Genomic DNA, 21,864 nt, shown 5'->3' on the forward strand with positions numbered 1-21,864 from the left:
GAGCGTTGGGGTAACGGTGGATACGCCCGCCAGTACGACTCCGGACAACAGGCTGACTAACACTGGGAGTTCACTCGTGTGTGGGAAAAACAATGCCGCCCATTGGGCGGCATTGAGCCGGAGCCGGCCTAGTTCTGATTTACGGTTGCAGTGTTACCTGTGCCGTACTGATTGACATAGGCGGTCTGGCCGAAGCTGGCCTGGTTGACGTAGGCCGCGTTGCTTGAGCCACCTTGAGTGACCGTGGTGTAGTTGCCGCTATCGGTCTGCACGATGCTGGCGAGGTTGTTGTCGCCATATTGTTGCGCGACCGATGCCTCGTTGCCGCTGCCGGACTGATTCAGTTCGACACTGTTGTAGTCGCCATTGCTGTAGCCCGAAGCAAGGTTACCGCCCTCGCTTTGCACGGAGGTCAGCATATTGCCTGTGCCATCCTGCGTGAAGTACAGCTCGTTGTTGTTGCCTGCCTGGCTGAGATTCACCTGGTTATCCGTGCCGTACTGGGTCAGCCCAGCCTGCTGAGCGGCGCCGTACTGGCCGCCGGCATTGGTATCGAAGGGGGTGCCTGCATAGACTTTGTTGCCGTCGCCGACCGAGGTGACCGTCAGGCTGTGGTCGCTACCTTCCTGATGGAGGTAGCTGAGGTTGTCGGCACCGCCACTTTGGCTGACGTTTACGGCCACCCCGTAGGCGTCGTATTGCTCTGCCTGCACGGCGTTAAAGTCGCCGTCTTGCCAGACCGTCGCCTGGTTGTCGCCGCCTGTGGTCTGATCGACCACTGCTTCGTTATAGGTACCAGATTGGGTGATGGTGGAAATGCTGGCCAGCTGGCCGTCTTGCCAGGTTTCCGAGAAGTTGCCGGTACCGGACTGCAGCACGCTAGCGTCGTTGTTGGCGCCGCCGTACTGGTCGACATAGGCATCGTTGAAATCGCCGGACTGTTGCAGGCTGATCGTGCTGTCATCCTCGAACTGCTGTGAGGTGCCGGCGAAGTTGTCGTCGCCAGCCTGAGTGATATTCGCGGTATTGCCGCTGCCGACTACCTGGGTGATCGAGGCATCGTTGAAATTGCCGTTCTGGTTGTTCGTGGCGCTACTTTCACTCTGTTCTTCCTGCCAGCTGAGGGCCCGGTTTTCATCACCGCTCTGGGTTTGCGTGGAAGTACTGGTGTCGCCGAGTAGCTGGATGCTGGCGGCATCGTTGAGCACACCCGACTGGGTCTGCATCGAGCTGCTGCCCATATCATCGTTCTGTTCGGCGAAGGCCGCGTTGTAGTCGCCACTCTGGGTTTGTTGTGCGGTGCTGGTGGTGAACGCCTGGTAGACCTCGGCATAGTTGCCCGTACCATCTTGCGTTTGGGTCGCGTTACTGAAGCTGGCAGCGCTCTGGGTGACATCGGCGATATTGTCGTCGCCGAATTGATTCTGGGTTGAGGTGCTGTCATCGGCCATGGCCTGGATGCTGATGACGGTCAGAACAGCTGCCGCGAGAGGTTTGATCTGAAACATGGTATTGCCTCCTGGAGGGTGTTTTTCCTGAGTGCACGACACAAGTGAGGGTTAACGGCCTCAGCGATACTGGAGGACCAGCACGCTCTGGTTGTTGCCATACTGGGTGACGCTGCTTTGCAGTCCCTCCCCGGACTGCTCGATGCGAGCACCGTTGTAGGTGCCGTTCTGAACTATCTGCGCCTGGTTGTAGGCACCGATCTGCGATATGTACGCCTGGTTGCCATAGCCTTGCTGGCTGACCATGGCCATCTGGTCCATGCCCTGTTGCAGGATGAATGCTTCCTGTGCGTCGCCGACCTGCACGATCAGCCCCAGCAGGGACTGACCATCCTGGTTGAGCAATGCCTGGTTACTCTGGCCTTGCTGTTGCACCAGGGCGCGCTGATCGACCAATGTGGACAGGGCGGCGTTGCCAGGCAGGTCGAACAGGTCGGCATTGCCCGCCAGGTCAAAGTTGTCCATCAGGTCTGCCGCCTGCAGCATCGGGCTACTCAGCCAGAGGCCGAGGAGAGCGGCGATGCAGCCTGGGCGGAAACGCGATGGCAGTGGCATGAACTTGTCCTTTGGCGCGCTCGACTGAGTCCTGGTTGATGGTCTAAAGCCGGGCCTGACGTCGATCTCGGCTGCCTACCAGACAGCCGGTGATCGACGACAGGCGTCGTCCTAACGTGTTACCAGCGGTACGCTGATCACCGTGCCGAAGGCCGAGCGCACGGTCGCAGTCGGGTTCGCCGATGGGGTGATGTCCGTGGTGTCGACGGAAATCCTCCAGCGCCCGGCCAGGCTCAGGGTCGCGGTGCCCAGGGTTACTGGCCCGGAGGTGGTCGATACCTCGACGGTGATGGTGTTGCCGGTGGCCAAGGAGGTCTGGCCATCAAGGTCCCAGCGGTAGCGGTTTCTGTTGCGGTCACGCACCACGGCATTGCCTACCGTCAAGTTCTCCGCGGCAGCTGGAGGTGGCGATACCGATATGCTCACGGTGGCTGGCGTCGACACTGCGCCGAGCGAGTCCTGAGCCTGATAGCTGAAGGTCGCAGTGAAGGCGCTGGTGATCGAGGTCGGCGGCGTGTAGGTCAGAGTCAGGCCATTGGTGTTGACCGTGCCTTGGCCTGGAGCTGGTTGGGTCAGGCCGACGATGCTCAGCGGCGTATTGCCTTCCGGGTCGTTGTCGTTCGCCAGCACGTCAATGGTCAGTGCCGTGCCCAGGGTGGCGGCGCTATCGTTGACTGCCACAGGGGCCTGGTTAGGGCTCACGGTGACCGTGACGGTGGCCGGTTCCGAGCGCTCGCCGCGGGCATCCTGAGCCCGGTAGGTGAAGCTCGTGACCAGTGGTGCGCCGTTGACCGCAGTGGGTGGTGTGTAGATCACCGAGGTGCTGCCATTCAGGACAACGCTGCCCTGACCGTTGGCGGGTGGGGTCAACTCGACCACGCTGAGCGGTGTGTCGTTGTCGGGATCGCTGTCATTGGCCAGGACCCCAATGGTCACCGGCACTCCGGAACTGGTGCTGGCAATGTCATCGACGGCCAGCGGTGGCTGGTTGGGCCCGACTGGCAGTGGACTACCCGCGACTGTGACCAGCTCGGTATCCGAGCCGCCAGCGGCGGACTTCACCGTGATGCTGGCGGGTGGCTGCGGCAGGTTGTCGACGGTCAGGGTCTGCGTCGATCCCGCCTTGGACAGCCGTCCGAAGCCTTGGGCGACCAAGTCCGGAACCGTCAGCTGGTCGCTGGAACTGGCCTGTACGGTTAGGCGCCGATCGTCCCAGGAAAAGCGTGCGCTATCGATCTTGACGATGTCGGCCAATGGGCTCGACACCGACGTCGGTTGGGTCACTCCGGTGGGGTGAGTCGCGGTGACCACCACGAAAGGCGACAATGTCAGTGGGGCCGGGTCGTGCGCGAAGAAATAACCGTTTTCACCGATCAGGTCGATCAGGCAGGGCGATGGTGGGGTGCCATCGACCAGGTCCAGGGTTTCGCGGAAACACAGCGTGGCGTCCGCAGGAGCAGTGGCGAACACTTCGATTCGGGTCTGGGTCGCTGTGCGGCTGTAGCTGGAGCGCTCTACTTCCACGGGGGTTGCGGGGCGCGAATCGAGCACCTTGCCCGATACCACGAACAGGTTGGTTTCGAGGGTCCCGGCCGGTCCTTCGATGCGCACGAAGTTGGTGTTGTTCGGGCTGCCGGTGACCGCTTCGGTCAGGTTCGGGTCGCCGACAAAGGTTTCAACTGTCCCGGTGTCCGGGTTGGTCTCGGTGTAGGGGCCATTCACACTCCGCAGGAATGGGCCGATATCGCCGGTGAGGGCGCCACCGAAGTCACCCGGTGCACCGATCCCGATGTCGCGGGTGATGTTGATCGCTCGACGTCCGGGTGTGGTGACCACGACGGTATCCACGCCATAGGGATGGGTGATGGTGTAGGACCCCGCTACCGGGACCGAGGCGCGGATACGGATGCGCGCGAAGCTTTGTTGGTCCCCGACAGCGGGTAGCCCAAGGGCGAAAGCGGCTTCCAGGGCAGCGACGTAGACATCCAGCTCGTAGCCGCTATTGCCCGTGTCGGGGATGCTGGTCTCGGCGAGAAACCAGAACAGCTCGCTGGGGAAGTTGTTCGGAAACACCATCGGCAGGTTGTCGTCGAATACGCCCGGTTCCGCGTTCAATGTACACATGTAGGTACCGGGAGCCGCCGCAGCCCTGGAACTCAAAGCCTTGGACTGGCACAGCTCGAGGGCTAGACCATCGGCGTCCTCATACCAGCGTGGAAAGTTGCCGGTCGCCGCGGTGTAGGGCCCCGGGTCGACGGCGGTGAGTTCGGCCTGAACTGTGCTGGCCATACTGGCCGCCAGTCCTAGAGCCATGACGAGATTTCCTGGCCACTTGTACATGATGCCTCCAGGCTCGAAAGAGCATGTCTAGGATTACTTCAGGGGAGGATGACCAGGTCTTCACTATCACTGCCGCCGTTCGCCGACGTCACGGTGACGCGCGCAGGGGGAATCGGCGTGATACGGGTTGTCAGGGTCTTGAGGGCGCCCGCTCCGCTGAGTGTGCCGATCGTCGAACCGTTGCTGGCGCTGGCGCTCAGCGTGGGAGGGGCGGTTTCGTCACTGGTACTGGCCTCTAGCGTCAGGTCACCGGAAGCCAGGCTGTACTCGGCCCGGTGGATTATCACTAGGTCGACCAGAGGGGCGGCGAGGGTGGTGGGCGTACTGCTGGCGATGGCTGCGCTGTTGTCCGCACTGATGTTGACGTTGGCCAGGGGTGTCGGCTCGCTGCCTGACTGACCGTACCAGTTGCCCGTGGCATTGGCCTCGGTCATCACCACGGTGGCGCTGGCGGTATCGACAAAACTGCTCGTGCCAGGCGGTGGCGGGGCTTGCACGAACACATCTTGCTGCGCCGTGGCGCCGCTGGCGTCGGTACTGCGCGAGTAGGTGGCGCGTTCGACGATCGCCGGGGTCGGCAGGACCACGCTTGAAAGCTTGCCGGACACGGCGAACAGGTCAGTGCGCAGGTCGATGCCGTTGGGGCCTTCGATGCGCAGGTAATTGGTGCCGAACGGGCTGCCGGTTACTGCTTCTTCGAGGTTGGGGTCGCCGACAAAACTTTCGACTTGACCGGTTTCCGGGTTGGTCTCGCTATAAGGGCCGTTCACGCTACGCAGGAAGGGACCAATATCGCCGGCAAGCGCGCCGCTGTAGGTTTTCGGCGCGCCGATGCCGATGTCGCGAGTCATGTTGATCGCCCGTACGCCATCGGCACCGATATCGTCTGCGCTCACCTCGAACACTTCGACGCCATAGGGATGGGTGATGGTGTAGGTGCCGGGCGCCGGCAGGTCGACGCGGACGCGGATGCGGGCGAAGCTGATCTGCTCGCCGTCGGCGGGCAACCCGCCGCTGAAGGCGGCCTCGAGGGCCGAGACGTAGAGCAAGTCGATTCCCGTGACGGCGTCTGTGATGGCGGCATCGCCAGTGAACCAGAACGCCTCGTCGGGGAAGTTGCTGGGGAATACCAGCGGTTGAGTGTCGTCAAAAACTCCAGGTGAAGGTAGCAGCGAGCACATGTAGGAAGGCGCGTCCCCGGGTACAGTGGGGACGCGGGAACTGAGCACTTTGGACAGGCACAGGTCGAGGGCGCGGCCATGGGTATCCTGATACCAGGCGGCGAAAGAAGCATTCTCAGGAAGGTAGGGGCCCGGATCCAGGCTAAACAGTGCGGCCTGGACTGATTGGCTCGTGGCGACAATGAGCATGATGGTCGCCGAGGAAATAGACATTTTGCTCTGCATGAGTTCTCTCTCCCGCGATGAACCCCGCCTCATGTGGATTTGCTTGGCCACTGGCAGGCTGCATAGGTCATGGCAACATCCGTACCATTTCTGAAAATAATGCAGCAACGCGTCTAGGTCGGGCTTGTGCGGGGAACAGAGAGAATAAAGACAGTCAGTTCCAGGAGGGGGCCCCCCAGGTTTGGGGGTATTTGGGGGGGAAGCGGGGAAAGAGAGATATAAAAAGGATTGCAACTGAACAGCAGGTTCGATTGACCTGATTGATCAATTACCAAGCCGAACCAGCGTTCAATGGTTACGGTCGCGGGGGTTAACAAGATGGGCGGGTGCAGCTGTAGTCATTGAGCTTATTAATAGTATTTAGCCCGGCAATAGTCTGCTTGGGTTAAGTATTTGACGCCAAAAAATAAATGCAAATAAAACGATGAATGCAATTTAACTAATTGCGATTGGTTATTTAATCGTCGCTATGCGGGTGGACTATAACTATTCAAAAGCAAAAAAGTACCTAGCTGGAGTCTCGCGGACAGGACGTCCTCATGGCGGTGCCGTCTGTCGGGGAGAAAGGTATGTTGGATGGAGAGACAACCACGAAGCAATTCAACCTGTTGCGTTGGTTTTCATTGGCTAGCCTGGTCATCATCGCGTCTGTCGCGATAAGCCTTGGCGTCATTTCTACCCGTTTCGTGGTGGACGAAAGTATCGAGCGGGATGCCATGCTCAGTGCTCAGTTCATTCAGGCAATCGCTGACGTTCAAGTCCGCTACGCCGAACTACCCTCCGACATGCCCATGACTGAGTATCTCGACCCACGTCGGGACGTCTCACAACCTGCCGTCACCCAGCAAGTGCTGAAAGTCTCGCGTAAGGAGTTTCTTGATCACATCAGCAACTTGCCCGATGTCCTGCTGGCCAATATCTACGCGCCTGATCGCGTGATCATCTGGTCGACCAACCCGGAGCTGATCGGCAAGCCGGATTCAAGCAATCACTATCTGGAGGAGGCCTTTCGCTTGAAGCAAAGAGTTGCCTCCAGCCACTACAAAGTTTCGGATAGTAAAATCGAACAGAAGTTTCTGCGCATGCCGGAAAATCTGTTTATCGAAAACTACATCCCGCTTCTCGATAGCGCGGGCAATGTCATGTCGATGATCGAGATTTACAAGGAGCCGATGGACCTGATTGCCAGGATCCAGCGCGGTTATGTGGTTATCTGGCTCACCGCGGCGATTGGCGGCGGGCTGATTTACTTCAGCCTGTATTGGATAGTTCGTCGGGCTTCAGCCTTGCTCGCGTCTCAGCAACAGCAACTGATTTCCAATGAAGCGTTCGTGACCCTGGGTGAAATGTCCTCCTCGGTGGCTCACAGTTTGCGCAATCCACTTGCGGTAATTCGCTCCAGCGCCGAACTGGCGCTGGAGCTGGCCGGTCAACCTGCATCGAAAAATATCCACGACATCATCGATCAGGTCGATCGCATGTCGAAATGGGTGCGCGATCTGCTGATCACCTCACGTCCACTCAGTGGCGAGCCCGAAACGGTAGAGCCGGTTGAGGCTATACGCGACACCCTGAATGCCTTCGATCACCAGATCAAACGGTCGAAGGTTCAAGTTGAGTTCGCCGCTGAGTCTGTACCGGCGGTGGTAAGCCAGCGGGTGTTGCTCTCCCAGGTGCTTAACAGCCTGCTGGCTAACGCCATCGAGGCCATGCCAGAAGGTGGGCGACTGGGAGTGAAAATCGAGCAAGACAGTGTCAGTCGATGGTTGCACATGACCATCAGTGACAATGGCAAGGGCATGTCGCGACAACAGGAAATGATGGCCTTCAAACCGTTCTACACCACCAAGCAAGGCGGGCTTGGAGTAGGGCTGGTGATGGTGAAGCGAATCATGGAACGCTTTGGCGGAAAGGTCAGCCTGATCAGTCGAGAGCAGGAAGGAACCAGCGTGTGCTTGAGTTTTAGAGTGGCGGAGGGAGAGCGTTATGGAACATAGCATACTGATTGTTGAGGATGATGAGAAACTGGCCGAAAACATTCAGACCTATCTCGAGCGTAAAAACTACGAGGCATGGGTTTGTCACTCGGCCGAGCAGGCTCTCGAATTCCTCAAGACCCAACAGCCGGACTTGCTGCTGAGCGATCATTCCTTGCCAGGCATGAGTGGACTTGAACTGATCACCCAGGTTCACGTCAGCGCACCCCAGATCAAATTGATCATGATGACCGGGTACGGCAACATCGATGACGCTGTGTCGGCGATGAAAGCAGGCGCTTTCCACTATCTGACCAAGCCTGTGGCATTGGCCGAGCTCAAGCTGCTGATCGACAAGGCGATGGATGCACGGCGTGTCGAGCACAAATTGGCCTACTATCAGAAGCGCGATGCTCAGGATACCGGGCTGGCTGCGCTGGTCGGTGACTCGCCCGCGATGCAGGGACTAAAGAATATGGTCCGGCAGTTGCTCGATGCGGAAAGCCGCATGACCGACGCTGACCTGCCCGCGGTATTGATCGAGGGCGAAACCGGAACCGGCAAGGAACTGGTCGCGCGGGCGCTGCATTTCGACGGTGTGCGCCGCAGCGGTCCTTTTGTCGAGATCAACTGCGCCTCGATCCCGGCTCATCTGCTGGAGGCTGAGCTTTTCGGTCATGAGAAAGGTGCATTCACCGACGCCAAGGAGCGTCGGGCTGGTTTGGTTGAAGCGGCGGAAGGCGGTACGTTGTTCCTCGATGAGGTGGGCGAGATGGACCTCGCCCTGCAAGCCAAGTTGCTCAAGCTGCTTGAGGACCGCACCATTCGCCGCATCGGTTCGGTGAAGGAGCGCAAAGTCAATTTGCGCATCATCAGCGCAACCAATTGCAATCTCGAGCAGATGGTGCAGCAAGGCAAATTTCGCCGCGACCTGTTCTTTCGCCTGCGCATCATCTCGATCAAGGTTCCGCGTCTGTATGTACGAGGCGACGATGCGTTGCACCTTGCTCGCCATTTCCTCAATGTGCACAGCAAACGCTACGGTAAACCGGGGCTGAAGTTCTCGGCTGAGGCCGAGGCCTTGCTATTAAGCTATAGCTGGCCAGGTAATGTGCGTGAGTTGCGCAACATGCTCGAACAGAGCGTTTTGCTAGCACAAGGGAGCCTGATCACCCCTGCCCAGTTGACCGTCTGCTCTAACCTGAAGGGTGAGTTTTGCAGTTATGACGGTGTCCAGCGGTCGGAATGCAGCGACAGAGCTGGAGACATTTCAGGGTTGAATCAACCCGAGGTCGAGCGCGAGATGGTTGTCAGTACGCTGAGCAAGACCGATTGGAACGTCACCAAGAGCGCACGACTACTTGGGCTCACGCGAGACATGCTGCGTTATCGAATCGAAAGATTGGGGTTGGCTAGGCCGGAGCGGCCGCATTGACCGCAGTGGGATTCAGTCCGTGTCAGGGATGATCGAAAACGCTAAGGACGGTCTGGTGCAGCAGGCACTTACAGCCGCGGCCGCCTGGTCTTGGTCACGTCCTCCCAATCCTTCAGGGCCAGCCATGCCTTTGTAGTGTTTTCGAATGTGGTGGCGTTTTCCTGTCCCCGCTTGATCAGCGCTAGCTGCCGGTTGTGGGCCGGGTTGATGCCTTGCATGATCAGCGCCCTGGGTTTGGCGGTGCGGCATGGGGTGTCAGGCAGCATGCCTCTACCTCTGGCTTCTGAGTCTTGCCCAGGGTTTTGTATCCGGTTCAGGCTTCGTGCGCCGGTGGCGTACCCGGTTAAAACTCGGATCACAACGAATCACGGTGGACGTTGCGGGATAAGAAAACCCCCGTATCACAGGGTGAGTACGGGGGGGCGGTGTCCGCCGGCATCCGGCGTCGCGCTTAGACGTTGAAGCGGAAGTGCATGACGTCGCCGTCCTTGACGATGTACTCCTTGCCTTCCAGGCGCCATTTGCCCGCTTCCTTGGCGCCAGCTTCACCCTTGAACTGGATGAAGTCGTCGTAGGCGATGACTTCGGCGCGGATAAAGCCTTTTTCGAAGTCGGTGTGGATCACCGCGGCGGCCTGGGGAGCGGTAGCGCCGATGCGTACGGTCCAGGCGCGGACTTCCTTCACCCCGGCGGTGAAGTAGGTCTGCAGGTTGAGCAGTTCGTAGCCGGCGCGGATCACCCGATTGAGGCCTGGTTCTTCCATGCCCAGGTCGGCGAGGAATTCGGCTTTCTCGTCGTCTTCCAGTTCGCCAATTTCGGCTTCCAGTTTATTGCAGATCGGTACCACGATGGCGCCCTCGGCATCGGCGATGGTACGCACCACGTCGAGCAGGGGGTTGTTGTCGAAGCCGTCTTCGGCGACGTTGGCGATGTACATTACCGGCTTGACGGTCAGCAAGTGAAAGCTCTTGATCAGCTGCTTGTCGTCGTCGCTCAGGGTCTTGAGCAGGGTGCGCGCCGGCTTGCCTTCGCTGAAGTGCGGGATCAGTTTTTCCATCAGGGCCTTTTGCGCCACGGCTTCCTTGTCACCGCCCTTGGCGTTGCGGGTGACCTTCTGCAGCTGTTTCTCGAGGCTGTCGAGGTCGGCGAAGATAAGCTCCAGGTCGATGATCTCGATGTCGCGCTTGGGGTCGACGCTGTTGGAGACGTGGATCACGTTCTCGTCCTGGAAGCAGCGCACCACGTGGGCGATGGCGTCGGTCTCGCGGATGTTGGCGAGGAATTTGTTGCCCAGTCCTTCACCCTTGGAGGCGCCGGCCACCAGGCCGGCGATGTCGACGAATTCCATGGTGGTCGGCAGCACGCGCTCGGGCTTGACGATGGCGGCCAGGGCTTCCAGGCGTGCGTCGGGCATCGGCACGATGCCCGTGTTCGGCTCGATGGTGCAGAAGGGGAAGTTCTCCGCGCTGATGCCGGCTTTGGTAAGGGCATTGAACAGGGTGGACTTGCCGACGTTGGGCAGGCCGACGATGCCGCAATTGAATCCCATGGTGTATCCCTCGCGGAGAGTTAAGAGGTGGCTTTCTGGCTGTGCAGCTTGAGCATCGCTTTGTTCCAGTCGCCAGCGAGCATCTCCGGCAGTACGCCGAGAGCGAAGTCGATGCTGGTGTCGAGCAGTTCCTGCTCGCTGCGCGGGGCGCGGCTGAGGACGAAGTTGGACACCATGCTGCTGTGCCCCGGGTGGCCGATGCCGAGCCGCAGGCGGTGAAAGTTATTCTGGTTGCCGAGCTGGGCGATGATGTCGCGCAGGCCGTTATGCCCGCCGTGCCCGCCACCTTGTTTGAGTTTGGCGACGCCGGGGAGCATGTCGAGTTCGTCGTGGGCCACCAGAATGGCTTCCGGCGGAATGCGGAAGAAATTCGCCAGCGCCGCTACGGACTGGCCGCTGCGGTTCATGAAGGTGGTGGGGATCAGCAGGCGAACGTCGCGACCCTGATGGCTGAACTTGCCCACCAGGCCGAAATATTTGCGATCAGCGCTTAGGTTGACGCCCTGGTTGCTAGCCAGGCGCTCAACGAAAAGGGCCCCTGCATTATGCCGGGTCTGGTCGTATTCGGGGCCTGGGTTGCCCAGGCCGACGATCAGTTGTACGGCAGTCATGTCAGGAGCCCTTTCGTGGAAATAGCCCAGCCGCTAATGCGTCAGGGCTGGTTTCCGGCGGTGCGAGACTTACTCGGCAGCGCCTTCGCCTTCTTCTTCTTCGCCTTCTACTACGTCTTTGACTACGCGCGAAGCGTGGATGTTAGCCACTGCCAGGTCGTTGCCATGAGCCAGTGCAACCAGTTCAACGCCTTTCGGCAGGGTCAGGTCGGACAGGTGAAGGATCTGACCGATTTCAACGGCAGCCATGTCGACTTCGATGAATTCCGGCAGGTCTTTCGGCAGGCAGGAAACTTCAACTTCAGCCAGGGTGTGGGAAACTTCGCCACCTTGGGTCTTCACGCCAACTGCGGTTTCCTGGTTGAGGAAGTGCAGGGGGACGTGGGCGGTCAGTTTCTGGCCGGCGATCACGCGGATGAAGTCGGCGTGCATCACGTAGCCTTTGGCCGGGTGACGCTGCAGGGCTTTGATCAGGACGCTTTCGTTGCTGCCGGCGACGTTCAGGGTCAGTACGTGGCTGAACGAGGCTTCGTTCTCCAGCAGCTTGGCCAGTTCTTTGGCCAGCAGGCTGATCGACTGCGGGGCTTTTTCGCCACCGTAGATGACCGCGGGAACCATGGCAACGTTACGACGCAGGCGGCGGCTCGCACCTTTCCCCAGGTCGGAACGCACTTCGGCATTCAAGGCAAATTCAACAGTCATTTCACTTCTCCAAAATAACCAAACCGCCCTTCACGCTTGCGACCAGCGACCGGACGGTTAGGTAATAAGCCCCACCAACACAGTAGGGCGTTTCGCGTTCAGGGCGACTTCCGGGTTAGCGGAACATCGCGCTGATCGATTCTTCATTGCTGATACGGCGTACCGCTTCAGCGACTACCGGGGCGATATCCAGTTGGCGAATACGCGAACAGGATTGCGCGGCGGCGGACAGCGGAATGGTGTTGGTCACCACCAGCTCGTCGAGTACGGAGTTTTCGATGTTTTCGATCGCACGGCCCGAGAGTACCGGGTGGGTGCAATAGGCGAAGACCTTGGCGGCGCCATGTTCTTTCAGCGCTTTGGCCGCGTGGCACAGGGTGCCGGCGGTATCCACCATGTCGTCGACCAGGATGCAGGTACGGCCTTCCACGTCGCCGATGATGTGCATCACTTCGGACTGGTTGGCTTTCTCGCGACGCTTGTCGATGATCGCCAGGTCAACACCCAGGGATTTGGCGACGGCACGCGCACGCACCACACCGCCGATATCCGGGGAGACGATCATCATGTTGTCGAAGCGCTGGTCTTCGATATCGTCCACCAATACTGGCGAACCGTAGATGTTATCTACCGGGATATCGAAGAAGCCCTGAATCTGATCCGCGTGCAGGTCGACGGTAAGAACCCGGTCGATGCCTACTACGGTGAGCATGTCGGCCACGACTTTGGCGCTGATTGCCACGCGGGCGGAGCGCGGGCGGCGATCCTGGCGGGCATAGCCGAAGTAGGGGATGACAGCAGTGATTCGGGTGGCTGAGGAGCGGCGGAAGGCGTCGGCCATCACTACCAGTTCCATCAGGTTGTCGTTGGTTGGCGCGCACGTCGGCTGAATCAGGAATACGTCTTTACCGCGGACGTTTTCGTTGATTTCAATCATGATCTCGCCGTCGGAGAATTTTCCGACAGAAGCATCGCCGAGGGGGATGTGCAGCTGACGTACGATACGTCGCGCCAGATCGGGGTTAGCGTTCCCCGTAAAGACCATCATCTTGGACACGCGCAGTACCTGCCGGCTGAGGGTATACCTGGATGAGTATAGAAAATGGCAGGGGCGGCTGGATTCGAACCAACGCATGGCAGGATCAAAACCTGCTGCCTTACCGCTTGGCGACGCCCCTGTATCGTGTGTAACCCAATGCTGCTTGTCGGTTTATCGCTGCCCTGAGGCAGTAATGGCAGGGGCGGCTGGATTCGAACCAACGCATGGCAGGATCAAAACCTGCTGCCTTACCGCTTGGCGACGCCCCTGTAACCGATGCTACTCATTCACTTCTTTGCCAAAACTTCAAGCTCGCGGTGCAACATCGAGATGTTACGACCTTGTGCCACAAAACTTGGCAGAGTGGCTGGAAGTTGGCGGGCGACTTTATCAGCATCGACCCTGTTTGGGAAGCTCCCAAACACACAAGCTCCAGTTCCAGTCAGTTTTGCCGATACAAATTTATTCAATAAGATCAGCGCATTACGTACTTCTGGGTAACGCTTCTCGACGACTGGCTGACAGTCATTACGACTGCCCCCCTCAAGAAGGCTGCGAACTTTAATGGGCGGCGTATCCCGTGTCAACTCAGGGTCGGAGAAAACTTCCACAGTGCTGACAAGGACTTGCGGAATTGCCACGAGAAACCAGGGTTCGCTGAGGGTCACCGGGGTGAGTTTTTCGCCAATGCCTTCGGCAAAGGCGGCGCGACCGCGAACGAAAACCGGTACGTCGGCCCCCAGGCTCAGGCCCAGGCTGGCCAGGCGATCTTCATCCCAGTGCAGCTGCCAGAGGTGGTTGAGGCCGAGCAGGGTGGTTGCCGCATCCGAGCTGCCGCCGCCGATGCCGCCGCCCAGGGGCAGGCGTTTGCTCAGCCAGATGTCGGCACCCAGCACGCAGCCCGCCTGTTGTTGCAGGGCGCGGGCGGCGCGCACGATCAGGTTGCTGTCGTGGTCCACGCCGGGGAGGTCGCTGTGCAGGCGGATGGCGCCGTCTGCGCGCACGGCAAAACCCAGCTCGTCGCCGAAGTCGAGAAACTGGAACAGGGTCTGCAGCTCATGATAGCCATCGGCGCGACGGCCGAGGATATGCAGCATCAGGTTGAGTTTGGCCGGTGCCGGCAGAACCAGTTCGGCCGCTGCGGGTATTGCCGGCGGGGTCATTGGCCGAGCTGGCGCGGTTGCCAGTCCTTGATCACCAGGGTGATTTGCAGGTCGTGACCGCTCAGCTTGAGGCGCTCTGGTAGCCAGTAGCCGTCCTGCTCGGCGTAGCGCAGGTACTCGACCTGCCAGCCGGCTTGGCTCAGTTGCGCCAGGCGGCTGTCGCCGTCCAGGGTCAGGCGGCTCTTGCTGTCCGGCGCGGGAAGGCCGCGAATCCACCACAGCAGGTGCGAGACCGGCAGGTTGAGGCCCAGCTGTTGCTGCAACAGTTGTTCGGGCGAGGTGGCCTGGTAGCGGCCCTGGTTGGCCACTTCCAGTTGGATGGCGCCTGGGCGTCCGGTCAGGCGCGCGGCGCCACGGCCGAGCGGGCCGGACAGGCGAATGTCGTAGTAGTCCTGGCGCTGCAGCCAGAACAGGGTGCCGCTGCCGGAATCCTGTGGGGCACGAATGCCGACCTTGCCACTGATTTGCCAGGCGTCGAGGCTGCCGATCTGTTGTTTGTGGCTTTGCCAGAGTGCCGGGCTGCCTTCGCCCTCGAGGGCTTCACGGGAGGTCAGCCCGGCGCAACCGGCGAGCAGGGCTATCAAACTGAATACGAGGAGCTGGCGAACAAGCATCAAAACGTCTCTGATCCGGTCAGGCGCAGCAGGGTGCTGCGCAATACAGTGCTGTCAGGTTGTTGTTTGAGGGCGTTGGCCCAGATTTTACGTGCTTCACGCTGCTTGCCCTGGGCCCAGAGTACTTCGCCGAGGTGGGCGGCGACTTCGTGGTCGGGGAAGCGTTTCAGCGCCTGGCGCAGCAGGCGTTCGGCTTCGTCGAGATTGCCCAGGCGGTAGTTGACCCAGCCTAGGCTGTCGAGAATCGCCGGGTCTTGCGGGTCGAGTCGCAGGGCTTGTTCGATCAGCTCCTTGGCTTCGTCGTAGCGCGTGGTGCGGTCGGCCAGGGTGTAGCCCAGCGCGTTGAGCGCCATGCTGTTATCCGGCTCGCGTTCGAGGATGAAGCGCAAATCCTGCTCCAGCAGGTCCAGGTCATCGCGTTTTTCGGCGAGCATGGCGCGGGTATAGAGCAGGTTGAGGTCGTCGGGGAATTGCTCCAGCGCTTGCTGCACCACTTGCCAGGCTTGTCCGTGCTGACTGTTGCTGGCCAGGGCTTCCGCTTCGATCAGGTAGAGCTGGATGGCATAGTCGGGCTGTGCCGTACGGGCCTGGCTCAGGCGTTGCGAGGCTTCTGCCGAGCGCTTGCTGTCGAACAGCAGCTGCGCCTGGCGCGCCTGGGCCGGGAGGAAGTCGTTGCCGGGGCCGACCAGGGCATATTCGATCAGGGCGCTGTCCTTTTCGCCAAGGGCTTCGTAGGCGCGCGCCAGGTTGTAGTGGGCAGCATCGACGTGGCTGTCGCGTTCGACCAGCTCTTCGAGGTAGACGATGGCCTCGCGCCAGGCTTCGGCTTCCAGGCAGACCAGGGCAAGCGAGAACCGCAGGTCGTCGTCCTGGGGGAACTGTTGCAGCAGCGCGCTGAACTCGCCTTTGGCGTCGTCCATGCGGTCCTGCTCGACCAGCAAGCGGGCATAGGTCAGGCGCAGGCGTTTGTCGTCGGGGTGCAGGCTGATGCCTTTTTGCAACAGCGGCAGGGCCTCATCGCCGCGATCGAGGCCTTGCAGCAGGCGCACGTGGAGCAGCAATGGACTGATTTCGTCCTGCTTGGCCGATTGTGCTTCGAGCAGTTCGAGCGCCTCTTGCGGGCGATCGTCCTGCTGCAGCAGCAAGGCTTTGCCGAATAGCAGCTGGCCATTGTCCGGGTACTTGCTCTGTAGGCGATCGAAGCTTTGCAGCAGGCCGGCGCGGGTATCCGCATCGGTTTCGAGGGCGGACAGGGCGAGAAAATCGAAGTGGGTGTCGCCTTTGCGTTGCAGCACCTGCTCCATGTAGGTCATGGATTCGTCATAGCGGCCGGCGCGGGCCAGCTGAATGGCGGCGGCACGCTGGGCGTCGAGGTTGTCGGGGGCATTTTTCGCCCAGATCAGCGCAGTATCCAGCGCGGCTTGTTCGGCGCCGAGGTATTCGGCAATGCGGAAACCGCGCTCGGCCACGCCGGCGTCCTGGGTCGCCTGGGCCTGCTGCACGTAGTTGCCGATGGCGATATCGAAGCGGTTGCGCTGCCCGGCCAGTTCGGCGGTGAGCAACGCGAGCAGGGTTTCCTGGCTGAACGAGGCATAGACCTCGGGCTTCGGCGCTTCTGCTCCGGCGGGGGCCTCTTCCACTGGCGGTGTGCCATCTGATACGGGGGCGATAAATGTCTGGCAACCGCCTAACAAAGCAAGGGCGGCCAGCAACGCGAATGATCTATTCATAGAGACAATCATAGAGAGAACGGCGACTAACCTGCGGTCGGGGCATCATGACACAAGCCGTAGGGCAAGCCCATGGGGCGAGTCTCGATAGCTGCGTGGTGTCTGCTAAGACAATATTCGGCGGTGGTTGTTCTCACTCTGTCGAAGTAGGACAATTGCGCGCTTATCTTCCTGTCAGCGACTCTGCATGGCCTTTATTGCCCTCGGTATCAACCATAAAACCGCCTCGGTGGCTGTACGCGAACGCGTGGCTTTTTCTCCGGAGCAGTTGGTCGAGGCCTTGCAGCAGCTCTGCCAGTGCACGGCCAGCCGTGAGGCGGCGATTCTGTCGACCTGCAACCGCAGTGAGCTGTACCTCGAACAGGACGTGCTGACTGTCGAGGGGGTGCTGGTCTGGCTGGCCGAGTACCACAAACTCAATCTCGACGAGCTGCGTGCCTGTGCCTACGTGCTCGAGGACGATGCCGCGGTGCGCCACATGATGCGCGTGGCCTCGGGGCTGGATTCGATGGTATTGGGCGAGCCGCAGATTCTCGGCCAGATGAAGTCCGCCTATGCCGTGGCCCGCGAGGCCGGCACCGTCGGTCCGCTGCTCGGGCGCCTGTTCCAGGCCACCTTCAGCACCGCCAAAACCGTGCGCACCGATACCGCTATCGGCGAGAACCCGGTGTCGGTGGCGTTTGCCGCGGTGAGCCTGGCCAAGCAGATCTTCAGCGACCTGCACCGTAGCCAGGCGCTGCTGATCGGTGCCGGCGAGACTATCAGCCTGGTGGCGCGACACCTGCACGAGCAGGGGGTCAAGCGCATCGTCGTGGCCAACCGCACCCTGGAGCGCGCCAGCAGCCTGGCCGAGCAGTTCGGTGCGCATGCGGTGCTGCTCTCGGAAATTCCGGACGAATTGATCAACAGCGATATCGTCATCAGCTCCACCGCCAGCCAGTTGCCGATTCTCGGCAAGGGCGCGGTCGAGCGGGCACTGAAAAAGCGCAAGCACAAGCCGATCTTCATGGTCGACATCGCCGTGCCGCGCGATATCGAGGCCGAGGTCGGCGAGCTCGACGACGTCTACCTGTATACCGTCGACGACCTGCATGAAGTGATCGCGGAGAACCTGAAAAGCCGCCAGGGCGCCGCGCAGGCGGCCGAGGAACTGGTCGCCGCGGGAGCCGAGACCTTCATGCTGCGCCTGCGTGAACTGGCCGCGGTGGATGTGCTCAAGGCCTATCGCCAGCAGGGCGAGCGCCTGCGTGATGAAGAATTGGCCAAGGCCATGCGTCTGCTCAATAACGGCAGTTCGGCCGAGGAGGTGCTGGTGCAACTGGCACGCGGGCTGACCAACAAACTGTTGCATGCGCCCAGCGTGCAGCTGAAAAAACTCTCTGCCGATGGCCGCGTCGATGCGCTCGGCGTGGCCCAGGAACTCTTTGCCCTCGATGAGGGCGCGCCGTCCAGTTCGGTGAATAAATAAAGGCCTGCAATGAAAGCGTCACTGATCAATAAACTCGACATGCTGCAGGACCGCTTCGAAGAGCTGACTGCGCTGCTTGGCGATGCCGAAGTGATCGGCAATCAGAACCAGTTCCGGGCTTACTCCCGCGAATATGCCGAGATCGAGCCGGTTAACAGCGCGTTTCGGGCGTTTCGCAAGGTGCAGGCCGATCTCGAGGGCGCCCAGGCGCTGCTCAAGGACAGCGACCCGGACATGCGTGAAATGGCCGAGGAAGAAGTCGCCGAGGCCAAAGAGAAACTGATCGAACTGGAAGAAAACCTGCAGCGCATGCTGTTGCCAAAAGACCCCCGCGACGGCCGCAACGTGTTTCTCGAAGTGCGCGCCGGCACCGGTGGCGACGAGGCGGCGATCTTCTCCGGCGACCTGTTTCGCATGTATTCGCGCTATGCCGAACGGCGCGGCTGGCGGGTCGAGATTCTCTCGGCCAGCGAAGGCGAGCACGGCGGCTACAAGGAAGTGATCGCCCGGGTCGAAGGCGACAATGTCTATGGCAAGCTCAAGTTCGAGTCCGGCGCCCACCGCGTACAGCGCGTGCCCGAGACCGAATCCCAGGGCCGCATCCACACCTCGGCGTGCACCGTGGCGGTGTTGCCCGAGCCGGATGAGCAGGCCGATATCGACATCAATCCGGCCGATTTGCGCATCGACACCTACCGCTCTTCCGGTGCCGGCGGTCAGCACGTCAACACCACCGACTCGGCGATCCGCATCACCCACATTCCCACCGGTACCGTGGTCGAGTGCCAGGAAGAGCGCTCCCAGCACAAGAATCGCGCACGGGCCATGGCCTGGCTGGCGGCAAAACTGAAGGACCAGCAGGACGCCGCCGCGCACAAGGAGATTTCCGATACGCGCAAATTGCTGGTGGGCTCCGGCGACCGTTCCGAACGCATTCGCACCTACAACTTCCCCCAGGGCCGGGTCACCGATCACCGCATAAACCTGACCCTGTATTCGCTCAATGAAGTGATGGCCGGTGGTGTCGACGCGGTGATCGAGCCGCTGCTGGCGGAATACCAGGCCGACCAGTTGGCCGCGTTGGGCGATTGATGGCACCGGCATGATGCGATTGCACGGCGTGCACCGATTGATCCCCTCGCCCCTTTGGGGAGAGGGTTAGGGAGAGGGGAGCGGTATTCGCCAGTACGTAGGGTGGATGACGCTTTTTCATCCACCAGGAGCCCGCACGGTGGATCGATACAGCGCGAGCTACGCGCCCCGATCCACCCTACGAGAGAAACATGGCCACCATCGAATCCTTGCTCAACAACGCCGAACTGCCCGACTCGCCGACGCCGCGGCTGGATGCCGAACTGCTGCTCGGCCACGCCCTGGGCAAGTCGCGCAGCTACCTGCACACCTGGCCCGAGCGTGAAGTCGACGCCGAGCAGGGCGCGCGCTTTGCCGCCGACCTGGCGCGGCGCCAGGCCGGCGAGCCGGTGGCGCATATTCTCGGCCGCCAGGGCTTCTGGAGCCTGGAGCTGGACGTCGCGGCGCACACCCTGATTCCCCGGCCGGACACCGAGGTGCTGGTGGAAAGCGCATTGACCCTGATTCCGGCCACGCCTGCGGCCGTGCTCGATCTGGGCACCGGCACCGGCGCTATTGCCCTGGCCCTGGCCAGCGAAAGGCCGGCCTGGCAGGTCACCGGCGTCGACCGGGTGCCGCAGGCGGTGGCCCTGGCCGAGCGCAATCGCGCGCGACTCAAGCTGGCCAATGCGCGTTTTTGCCAGAGTCACTGGTTTGCCGCGCTGGCCGGTCAGCGTTATCAGCTGATCGTCAGCAACCCGCCGTATATCGCCGCTGGCGATCATCATCTGGGCGAAGGCGATCTGCGCTTCGAACCGAGCAGCGCGCTGGTGGCGGGCGAGGACGGTTTGGACGATATTCGTCTGATCATCGGACAGGCGCCGGCCTATCTCGACGCGGCGGGCTGGCTGCTGCTGGAGCACGGCTTCGATCAGGCGGCGGCGGTGCGCGAGCTGCTGATGGCGCGGGGCTTCACGGCGGTGGAAAGCCGCCATGACCTCGGCGGCCACGAACGTATCAGCCTGGGACAATGGGCATGATGTTCGTGGGGGCGGTCCATGACCGCGAACTCCCTGTGATTTTTCCGCGGCCATGGGCCGCGCCTACAAAGGCAGGCAACGATGCTGACTGACGAAGAATTGCTGCGCTACAGCCGGCAGATCCTGGTGCAACAGATCGATATCGACGGCCAGTTGCGCCTCAAGCACAGCCGCGCGCTGATCGTCGGCCTGGGCGGGCTGGGCTCGCCGGTGGCGCTGTATCTGGCCGCGGCCGGGGTTGGCGAATTGCACCTGGCGGATTTCGACACGGTGGACCTGACCAACCTGCAGCGGCAGATCGTCCATGACACCCAGAGCATCGGCCAGAGCAAGGTCGATTCGGCCTCGCGACGCCTGCTGGCGATCAATCCGCAGCTGCGTCTGCACAGCCATCGCCAGGCGCTGGACGACGATTCCCTGGCCGCCGCCGTGGCTGCGGTGGATCTGGTGCTGGACTGCTCGGACAACTTCGCCACCCGCGTGGCGGTCAACGCCGCCTGCGTGGCGGCGTGCAAGCCGCTGGTCAGCGGCGCGGCGATTCGCCTGGAGGGGCAGCTTTCGGTATTCGATCCACGGCGTGCCGACAGCCCCTGCTATCACTGCCTGTACGGCCACGGCAGCGAAGCCGAACTGACCTGCAGCGAGGCTGGCGTGGTCGGCCCGCTGGTGGGCCTGGTCGGTAGCCTGCAGGCCCTGGAAGCCCTGAAATTGCTGGCCCAGTTCGGTGAGCCGCTGGTCGGCCGCTTGCTCCTGATCGATGCGCTGGGTTCGCGTTTTCGTGAGCTGCGGGTCAAGCGTGACCCGGCGTGCAGCGTCTGTGGCGGTGCCGGCCATGAGCAATGACGCGCCCATCGGCGTGTTCGATTCCGGCGTCGGCGGTCTGTCGGTGCTGGGCGAGATTCGCGCGCTGCTGCCCAATGAGTCGCTGCTCTATATAGCCGACAGCGGTCATGTGCCTTATGGCGAGAAGAGCCCGGAATTCATCCGCGAGCGCTGCCGGCTGCTGGCCGGATTTCTCCTCGGGCAAGGCGCCAAGGCGCTGGTGCTGGCCTGCAACACCGCCACCGCGGCGGGTGTCGCCGAATTGCGCGAGCTGTATCCGCAGTTACCGATCGTCGGCATGGAACCGGCGGTCAAGCCGGCCGCCGCCGCGACCCGCTCGGGGGTGGTCGGGGTGCTGGCCACCACCGGCACCCTGAAGAGCGCCAGGTTCGCCGCCTTGCTCGACCGCTTCGCCAGCGATGTGCGGGTGATTACCCAGCCTTGCCCGGGACTGGTCGAGCGTATCGAGGCCGGCGACCTGGATGGTGCGCAGACCCGCGACATACTGCGCGGCTGGGTGCAACCGCTGCTGGCCGAGGGCTGCGACACGCTGATCCTCGGTTGTACCCACTACCCCTTTATCAAACCGCTGTTGCGCGAGTTGCTGCCTGAAGCCGTCAGCCTGATCGACACCGGCGCGGCGGTTGCGCGGCAATTGCGACGTATACTCGGCGAGCGCCAGTTGCTGGCCGATGGGCCGGCGCAGGCGGCGCGCTTCTGGTCGAGCGCCGAACCGCTGCGCATGCAGGCAGTATTACCGCGGTTGTGGGGTGAGCCGGCACCAGTCAGGGCGCTGTGACTGGGGCAAGGCTGGACTTTTATTTCTTTCCAGCCT

The 21,864-nt window shown here is 61.4% G+C and carries 19 protein-coding genes and 2 tRNA genes; 7 read left to right on the forward strand and 14 right to left on the reverse strand.

The features are described 5' to 3' along the window. Positions 1-128: 128 nt before the first annotated feature. From R3355_RS11355 to R3355_RS11370, 4 genes are all read right to left on the reverse strand, one after another. Positions 129-1,508 carry a curlin gene (locus tag R3355_RS11355; protein WP_318961277.1) on the reverse strand — a complete coding sequence of 460 codons (1,380 nt, stop codon included), beginning with the start codon at positions 1,506-1,508 and terminating at the stop codon, positions 129-131. 60 nt (positions 1,509-1,568) lie between these two features. Further along, positions 1,569-2,063 carry a curlin gene (locus R3355_RS11360; RefSeq protein WP_318961278.1) on the reverse strand — a complete coding sequence of 165 codons (495 nt, stop codon included), beginning with the start codon at positions 2,061-2,063 and terminating at the stop codon, positions 1,569-1,571. A 111-nt stretch (positions 2,064-2,174) separates the two neighbouring features. Further along, positions 2,175-4,403: an Ig-like domain-containing protein gene (locus R3355_RS11365; protein ID WP_318961279.1), complete on the reverse strand. Its 2,229-nt coding sequence runs from the start codon at positions 4,401-4,403 to the stop codon at positions 2,175-2,177. Positions 4,404-4,441: 38 nt separating this feature from the next. Then, on the reverse strand, positions 4,442-5,797 hold the full coding sequence (locus R3355_RS11370) for a hypothetical protein (RefSeq protein WP_318961410.1): 1,356 nt from the start codon (positions 5,795-5,797) through the stop codon (positions 4,442-4,444). A gap of 551 nt (positions 5,798-6,348) precedes the next feature. Here R3355_RS11370 and R3355_RS11375 point away from each other — a divergent pair. Together R3355_RS11375 and R3355_RS11380 are read left to right on the forward strand one after the other, a co-directional pair. Further along, complete coding sequence (locus R3355_RS11375) at positions 6,349-7,806, forward strand: HAMP domain-containing sensor histidine kinase (RefSeq protein ID WP_318961280.1); 1,458 nt, start codon at positions 6,349-6,351, stop codon at positions 7,804-7,806. After that, positions 7,796-9,220: a sigma-54 dependent transcriptional regulator gene (locus tag R3355_RS11380; protein ID WP_318961281.1), complete on the forward strand. Its 1,425-nt coding sequence runs from the start codon at positions 7,796-7,798 to the stop codon at positions 9,218-9,220. The genes R3355_RS11375 and R3355_RS11380 overlap by 11 nt, the downstream gene beginning before the upstream one ends. A 68-nt stretch (positions 9,221-9,288) precedes the next feature. Here the strand turns inward: R3355_RS11380 and R3355_RS11385 are convergent, their stop codons facing one another. The 10 genes from R3355_RS11385 to R3355_RS11430 form a co-directional block, all read right to left on the reverse strand. Further along, entirely contained in the window at positions 9,289-9,486 is a 198-nt protein-coding gene (locus R3355_RS11385) for a hypothetical protein (RefSeq protein ID WP_318961282.1), read from the reverse strand. 185 nt (positions 9,487-9,671) lie between these two features. Beyond that, the gene (ychF, locus tag R3355_RS11390; protein WP_318950989.1) at positions 9,672-10,769 is read right to left on the reverse strand and encodes a redox-regulated ATPase YchF; all 1,098 of its coding nucleotides are present in this window, start codon (positions 10,767-10,769) and stop codon (positions 9,672-9,674) included. A gap of 20 nt (positions 10,770-10,789) precedes the next feature. Then, positions 10,790-11,380 carry an aminoacyl-tRNA hydrolase gene (gene pth, locus R3355_RS11395; protein ID WP_318950990.1) on the reverse strand — a complete coding sequence of 197 codons (591 nt, stop codon included), beginning with the start codon at positions 11,378-11,380 and terminating at the stop codon, positions 10,790-10,792. A 69-nt stretch (positions 11,381-11,449) separates the two neighbouring features. Continuing rightward, positions 11,450-12,082: a 50S ribosomal protein L25/general stress protein Ctc gene (locus R3355_RS11400; protein ID WP_318961283.1), complete on the reverse strand. Its 633-nt coding sequence runs from the start codon at positions 12,080-12,082 to the stop codon at positions 11,450-11,452. Between the two features lie 115 nt (positions 12,083-12,197). Beyond that, complete coding sequence (locus R3355_RS11405; RefSeq protein ID WP_090505108.1) at positions 12,198-13,139, reverse strand: ribose-phosphate pyrophosphokinase; 942 nt, start codon at positions 13,137-13,139, stop codon at positions 12,198-12,200. Between the two features lie 46 nt (positions 13,140-13,185). Then, positions 13,186-13,260 (reverse strand) — tRNA-Gln (locus R3355_RS11410). Positions 13,261-13,315: 55 nt separating this feature from the next. Next, positions 13,316-13,390: transfer RNA gene (locus R3355_RS11415), tRNA-Gln, on the reverse strand. Between the two features lie 18 nt (positions 13,391-13,408). Then, on the reverse strand, positions 13,409-14,284 hold the full coding sequence (gene ispE / locus R3355_RS11420; RefSeq protein WP_318961284.1) for a 4-(cytidine 5'-diphospho)-2-C-methyl-D-erythritol kinase: 876 nt from the start codon (positions 14,282-14,284) through the stop codon (positions 13,409-13,411). Beyond that, complete coding sequence (gene lolB, locus R3355_RS11425; protein ID WP_318961285.1) at positions 14,281-14,898, reverse strand: lipoprotein insertase outer membrane protein LolB; 618 nt, start codon at positions 14,896-14,898, stop codon at positions 14,281-14,283. The genes ispE and lolB overlap by 4 nt, the downstream gene beginning before the upstream one ends. Next, the gene (locus tag R3355_RS11430; protein ID WP_318961286.1) at positions 14,898-16,628 is read right to left on the reverse strand and encodes a tetratricopeptide repeat protein; all 1,731 of its coding nucleotides are present in this window, start codon (positions 16,626-16,628) and stop codon (positions 14,898-14,900) included. Before R3355_RS11430 ends, lolB begins: the two co-directional genes overlap by 1 nt. A 187-nt stretch (positions 16,629-16,815) precedes the next feature. On the opposite strand from R3355_RS11430, the gene hemA reads away from it, so the two are divergent. The 5 genes from hemA (at position 16,816) to murI (ending at position 21,828) form a co-directional block, all read left to right on the forward strand. Beyond that, entirely contained in the window at positions 16,816-18,096 is a 1,281-nt protein-coding gene (hemA, locus tag R3355_RS11435; protein WP_318961287.1) for a glutamyl-tRNA reductase, read from the forward strand. A 9-nt stretch (positions 18,097-18,105) separates the two neighbouring features. After that, on the forward strand, positions 18,106-19,188 hold the full coding sequence (prfA, locus tag R3355_RS11440) for a peptide chain release factor 1 (protein WP_318949778.1): 1,083 nt from the start codon (positions 18,106-18,108) through the stop codon (positions 19,186-19,188). 191 nt (positions 19,189-19,379) lie between these two features. Then, the gene (gene prmC / locus R3355_RS11445; RefSeq protein ID WP_318961288.1) at positions 19,380-20,207 is read left to right on the forward strand and encodes a peptide chain release factor N(5)-glutamine methyltransferase; all 828 of its coding nucleotides are present in this window, start codon (positions 19,380-19,382) and stop codon (positions 20,205-20,207) included. Between the two features lie 81 nt (positions 20,208-20,288). Beyond that, positions 20,289-21,050 carry a molybdopterin-synthase adenylyltransferase MoeB gene (locus R3355_RS11450; protein WP_318961289.1) on the forward strand — a complete coding sequence of 254 codons (762 nt, stop codon included), beginning with the start codon at positions 20,289-20,291 and terminating at the stop codon, positions 21,048-21,050. After that, positions 21,040-21,828 (forward strand): glutamate racemase, encoded by a 789-nt coding sequence (gene murI, locus R3355_RS11455; protein WP_318961290.1) that lies wholly within the window; start codon positions 21,040-21,042, stop codon positions 21,826-21,828. The genes R3355_RS11450 and murI overlap by 11 nt, the downstream gene beginning before the upstream one ends. Positions 21,829-21,864: the final 36 nt, after the last annotated feature.

It is taken from the genome of Pseudomonas sp. (assembly GCF_033723075.1).
GTDB lineage: Bacteria > Pseudomonadota > Gammaproteobacteria > Pseudomonadales > Pseudomonadaceae > Aquipseudomonas.

Excerpts from the sequence above, each read along its gene's own strand:
- prfA (WP_318949778.1), top strand. The coding sequence starts at position 18,106 with ATGAAAGCGTCACTGATCAATAAACTCGACATGCTGCAGGACCGCTTC.
- lolB (WP_318961285.1), bottom strand. The coding sequence starts at position 14,898 with ATGCTTGTTCGCCAGCTCCTCGTATTCAGTTTGATAGCCCTGCTCGCC.
- R3355_RS11450 (WP_318961289.1), top strand. The coding sequence starts at position 20,289 with ATGCTGACTGACGAAGAATTGCTGCGCTACAGCCGGCAGATCCTGGTG.
- R3355_RS11365 (WP_318961279.1), bottom strand. The coding sequence starts at position 4,403 with ATGTACAAGTGGCCAGGAAATCTCGTCATGGCTCTAGGACTGGCGGCC.
- ispE (WP_318961284.1), bottom strand. The coding sequence starts at position 14,284 with ATGACCCCGCCGGCAATACCCGCAGCGGCCGAACTGGTTCTGCCGGCA.
- R3355_RS11380 (WP_318961281.1), top strand. The coding sequence starts at position 7,796 with ATGGAACATAGCATACTGATTGTTGAGGATGATGAGAAACTGGCCGAA.
- R3355_RS11370 (WP_318961410.1), bottom strand. The coding sequence starts at position 5,797 with ATGTCTATTTCCTCGGCGACCATCATGCTCATTGTCGCCACGAGCCAA.
- pth (WP_318950990.1), bottom strand. The coding sequence starts at position 11,380 with ATGACTGCCGTACAACTGATCGTCGGCCTGGGCAACCCAGGCCCCGAA.
- R3355_RS11385 (WP_318961282.1), bottom strand. The coding sequence starts at position 9,486 with ATGCTGCCTGACACCCCATGCCGCACCGCCAAACCCAGGGCGCTGATC.
- ychF (WP_318950989.1), bottom strand. The coding sequence starts at position 10,769 with ATGGGATTCAATTGCGGCATCGTCGGCCTGCCCAACGTCGGCAAGTCC.
- R3355_RS11400 (WP_318961283.1), bottom strand. The coding sequence starts at position 12,082 with ATGACTGTTGAATTTGCCTTGAATGCCGAAGTGCGTTCCGACCTGGGG.
- murI (WP_318961290.1), top strand. The coding sequence starts at position 21,040 with ATGAGCAATGACGCGCCCATCGGCGTGTTCGATTCCGGCGTCGGCGGT.
- R3355_RS11355 (WP_318961277.1), bottom strand. The coding sequence starts at position 1,508 with ATGTTTCAGATCAAACCTCTCGCGGCAGCTGTTCTGACCGTCATCAGC.
- R3355_RS11430 (WP_318961286.1), bottom strand. The coding sequence starts at position 16,628 with ATGAATAGATCATTCGCGTTGCTGGCCGCCCTTGCTTTGTTAGGCGGT.
- R3355_RS11375 (WP_318961280.1), top strand. The coding sequence starts at position 6,349 with ATGGCGGTGCCGTCTGTCGGGGAGAAAGGTATGTTGGATGGAGAGACA.
- prmC (WP_318961288.1), top strand. The coding sequence starts at position 19,380 with ATGGCCACCATCGAATCCTTGCTCAACAACGCCGAACTGCCCGACTCG.
- hemA (WP_318961287.1), top strand. The coding sequence starts at position 16,816 with ATGGCCTTTATTGCCCTCGGTATCAACCATAAAACCGCCTCGGTGGCT.
- R3355_RS11360 (WP_318961278.1), bottom strand. The coding sequence starts at position 2,063 with ATGCCACTGCCATCGCGTTTCCGCCCAGGCTGCATCGCCGCTCTCCTC.